General features: G+C 71.9%; 3 protein-coding genes. 1 reads left to right on the top strand and 2 read right to left on the bottom strand.

What is annotated here, in order from left to right:
- On the bottom strand, positions 1-1,145 hold a 1,145-nt coding region (locus ACESL7_RS13420; protein WP_372893816.1), incomplete at its 3' end, for an acetyl-CoA C-acyltransferase.
- A 13-nt stretch (positions 1,146-1,158) separates the two neighbouring features.
- Positions 1,159-3,270 (bottom strand): 3-hydroxyacyl-CoA dehydrogenase NAD-binding domain-containing protein, encoded by a 2,112-nt coding sequence (locus ACESL7_RS13415; RefSeq protein WP_372893815.1) that lies wholly within the window; start codon positions 3,268-3,270, stop codon positions 1,159-1,161.
- A gap of 89 nt (positions 3,271-3,359) precedes the next feature.
- On the opposite strand from ACESL7_RS13415, the gene ACESL7_RS13410 reads away from it, so the two are divergent.
- Entirely contained in the window at positions 3,360-4,124 is a 765-nt protein-coding gene (locus ACESL7_RS13410) for a crotonase/enoyl-CoA hydratase family protein (protein WP_372893814.1), read from the top strand.
- Positions 4,125-4,426 lie beyond the last annotated feature (302 nt).

Raw genomic sequence — 4,426 nt, 5'->3', positions numbered from 1 at the left:
CCCACGCACATGGTGACCACGACATGCCGCGCGCCGCGGCGCCTGCCCTCGATCAGCGCGTGACCCACCAGCCGCGACCCGGTCATGCCGTAGGGATGGCCGACCGAGATGCCGCCGCCATTGACGTTGTAGATCGCGGGGTCGATGCCCAGCGTGTCGCGGCAGTAGAGCGCCTGCACCGCGAAGGCCTCGTTGAGTTCCCACAGGTCGATGTCCGAGACCTTCAGCCCGTGCCGCTCCAGCAGGCGCGGCACGGCATAGACCGGGCCGATTCCCATCTCCTCGGGGGCGAGCCCCGCGACCGCCATGCCGCGATAGACGCCCAGCGGCTCCAGCCCGCGCCGCTCGGCCTCGCGCCGCTCCATCAGCACGCAGGCCGAGGCGCCGTCGGAGAGCTGGCTGGCGTTGCCCGCCGTCACGGTGCCGCCCTCCAGGACGGGCTTCAGCCCGCCCAGCGTCTCCAGCGTGGTCTCCGGCCGGTTGCCCTCGTCGCGGTCGAGCGTGACGGGCCGCTCGTGCACCTCGCCCGTCGCGCGGTCCTTGACCAGCATGGTGGTCTCGAAGGGCACGATCTCGGCGTCGAAGCGGCCGGCCTCCTGCGCCGCCGCCGTGCGACTCTGCGAGGACAGCGCGTATTCGTCCTGCGCCTCGCGGCTCACGCCGTAGCGTTCCGCCACCACCTCGGCGGTCTTGAGCATCGGCATGTAGGCATGTTCGGCCTGTGCGATCACGTTGGGGTCGGCCTCTTCCGCGGCCCAGGTGAAATAGCGGTCCTGAACGGCGGAGATGTTCTCCTGCCCGCCGGCGGCGGTCACGGTCTGCCCGTCCACCATGATCTGCTTGGCGGCGGTGGCGATGGCCATGAGGCCGGACGCGCACTGCCGGTCCATGGTCTGCGCGGCCACGCCGGCGGGCAGACCGGCAGCGAAACCCGCGTTGCGCGCGATGTTCATTCCGGCGGTGCCCGCGGCGAGCACCGTGCCCATCACCACGTCCTCGACCTCGGCCGGGTCCACGCCCGCGCGCGCGACGGCGTGGCGCAGCGCATGTCCGGCCAGGGTGGGCGATTTCGTGGCGTTCAGGCTGCCGCGATAGGCACGGCCGATGCCCGTGCGCGCGGTGCTGACGATGACGGCCTCTCTCATGGGTCTCTCCCTTTCAGTCCTGCGGGCGCCAGTCCGAGAGCCGCGCGCCCTGTCGCGCGAGATCCCGCAGCAGCGGCGAAACGCTCCAGTAGCCCCGGTCGTTGCCCAGCCTCTCCGCGTAGTGATCGAGCCGAGCGACGATCTCCGACAGCCCGATCTCGTCCGCCATGAAGACCGGCCCGCCCCGCCAGCCCGGAAAGCCGTAGCCCTGCGTCCAGATGACGTCGATGTCGCCGGGGCGATAGGCGATGCCCTCCTCCAGGATCGCCGCGGCCTCGTTCACCATGGGGTAGAGCAGGCGCTCGAAGATCTCCTGCGCCGGGATCGCGTCGCGGCGGGCGACGCCGTGCGTCTTTGCCAGTTCGGCCGCCAGCGCCGCGGTCTCCTCCGAGGGCACCGGCCTGCGCCCCTCGTAGGCATAGTAGCCTGAACCCGTCTTCTGCCCGTGGCGCCCGGCCTCGAAGAGCGCGCGGCAGAGCGCGCGATAGGCCGGGTCCTGCGGTCCCGCGCCGCTGTCGATCCATTCGATCACCGTGCGCGCGCCCACGTCCACGCCCGCCATGTCGAGCATCCGCGATGGCCCCATCGCCATGCCGATCCAGGCCGGGTCCTCCGCCACGCCGTCGATCTGCGCGGGCATCGCGCCCTCGAGCTGCATCGCCTCGGACTCGCGCATGTAGACCTCTGCCATGCGGTTGCCGATGAAACCGTAGCAGACGCCGCTCACCACCGGCACCTTACCGATCTTCCGGGCAAGGCGCATCACCGTCGCCAGCACCTCCGGATCGGTGAGCCGCCCGCGCACCACCTCGAGCAGCTTCATGATGTGGGCGGGGCTGAAGAAATGCGTGCCCAGCACGTCCTCGGGACGACCCGTCGCCCCGGCGATCCGATCCACGTCGAGGGTCGAGGTGTTGCTGGCGATGATCGCGCCGGGCTTCATCGCCGCGCCCAGCTTCGCGGCGAGGTCGAGCTTGAGCGCCATGTCCTCGAAGACGGCCTCGATCACCAGGTCGGCCTCGGCCAGCGCGCCCATGTCCGTCGCCCCGGACATGCGCGACAGCTGCGCCTCGGCCTCCGCCTCGGTCATCCGGCCGCGCTGCACGCTCGATTCCAGCATGCGGCGGATGTTGGCCTGCCCGCGCTCCAGCGCCTCGGCGTCATTCTCGACCAGGGTGACCGGAAAGCCCGCGCGCGCGAAGGTCAGCGCGATGCCCGCGCCCATCGTGCCGACGCCGACGATGCCGACGGTGGCAACCTCGCGCAGCGTCAGGTCCGACGGCAGACCGGGGATCTTGGCCGCCGCGCGCTCCGCGAAGAAGACGTGCCGCAGGGCGCGCGAGGCGGGCGTGTGCAGCAGCTGCGCGAAGTGCTCGGCCTCGATCCGCTCGCCCTCGTCAAAGGGCTTTTCCGCAGCGGCGGCGAGGCCGTCGGCGGCGGCGGCCACGGCCGGCAGATGCGGCTTCGCCTCCCCTTCCCTGCGCGCGGCCTCGATCAGCCCCGCGTCGTCCGCGCCCGCCGGCACCGACAGGTCGCGGGTGCGGCGCACCGCACGGCCCGTGGCGGCGCGGGCCGCCGCGCGCGCGGCCTCTGCCGGCGTCTCGTCCAGCTGGTCGACGATGCCGGCATCGAGCGCCTGCTGCGCGCCCACCGGCTTGCCGGTCGAGATCATCCGCCACGCGGTCTCCAGCCCCGCAAGCCGCGGTAGCCGCTGGGTGCCGAGCGAGCCGGGGATCAGTCCCAGCGTGATCTCGGGCAGCCCGAGTTTCGTGCCCGGATGCGCCACGCGGACATGCGCGGCCATGGCCAGTTCCAGCCCCGCGCCCAGCACCGTGCCGAAGAGCGCGGCGGCGACCGGCCGCGCCTGATCCTCGATCCGCCGCAGCACCGCGTTGAAGGGCGCGGCGGAGAATCCGGGCTGCGAGAAGCTGGCGATGTCGCCGCCGGCGACGAAGGTGCGCCCCGCGCATTCGATCACCAGCGCCTCCAGATCGGCGGCGGCCTCGAAGGCGTCGAGCGCGGCGTCCAGATCGCGCGTCACTTGCGGAGAGATCGCGTTGACCGGCGGATTGTCGATGCGGAGCACGCCGAGCGTGCCCTCCCGGGTCAGCGTGGCCTTGGGCATGGGCTCCTCCCTTCCAGCGATTTGCGACAGTGGACACGGGCGCCGCCCCGGTGCATGGCTGAGGCGATATCGACGACGGGGGGCGCAAGGTGAGCGAGATCGAGATCGAGCGAACGGGGCATGTGGCAATCCTGTGGCTGAACCGCCCCGACCGCCTGAACGCCGTGAACGATGCCTTGACGACCGCGATGCGCGAGGCGCTGCCGGCGCTTGAAGCGGACGAGGACGTGCGCGCGATCGTGCTCGCCGGACGCGGGCGCGTGTTCTGCGCCGGTATGGACCTTGCGGCCTTCGCGGCGGGCGAGCGGCCCGGTCTCATGGACCCGGACCGTTTCGCCGGCTTCGCCGATGCGCAGCGCAGCAAGCCGGTGATCGCGGCCGTGCAGGGCGCGGCGCTGGCGGGCGGCTTCGAACTGGTGCTGTCCTGCGACATGGTGGTGGCGGCCGAGGGCGCGAAGTTCGGCCTGCCCGAGGTCAAGCGCGGCCTCTTTCCCGCGGGCGGCGGCACCATCCGCCTGCCCCGGCGCATCCCCCCGGTCCTGGCCAACGAGATGCTGCTGACCGGCGAGCCGATCGAGGCCGAGCGCGCCCATGCCCTGGGTCTCGTCAACCGCGTGGTGCCCGCCGGGGTGCTGGTCGAGACCGCGCTCGCCCTCGCCCACCAGATCGCCGAGAACGCCCCGCTGGCCGTGCGTTCGGCGCTGGCGCTGGCGCGCGACGCGGCAAGCACCGCCGAGGGGGAACTCTGGGCCGCCAACGACGCGCTCTGGCGCCGGGTGGAGGCGTCCGAGGATGCGCAGGAGGGAGCGCGCGCCTTCGGCGAGAAACGCGCGCCCGTCTGGACGGGGCGCTGAGCCGGTACCGGCGCACGCGGTGCGGGGCAACTGGACTTTTGCGGTCACGACATCCTCTCTCCCTGCCCGCAGGAGGTGCCTTGCGGCGCCACGACAGTCAATCGAAATCGTCCTACATTCTTGCCAAGCGACCATGCCGCCCCTAGCATGACCTCAACATTCGCCGTGCCCCCGCGCGGCGGCTTTCCGAACGGAGGCACTGCCATGATCCCACCGAAATCCGCCCGTGTCGAAGAACTCGAAGCGCGCCTCGAGGCGTTCATGGAGGAGCACATCTACCCCGCCGAGGCGCGCTTCTACCG

The organism is Rhodosalinus sp. (genome assembly GCF_041685465.1).
In the GTDB taxonomy this organism is placed as follows: domain Bacteria; phylum Pseudomonadota; class Alphaproteobacteria; order Rhodobacterales; family Rhodobacteraceae; genus Rhodosalinus.
The sequence above is the reverse complement of the archived record's forward strand: the minus strand, read 5'-3'. Positions and strand labels throughout refer to the sequence as shown.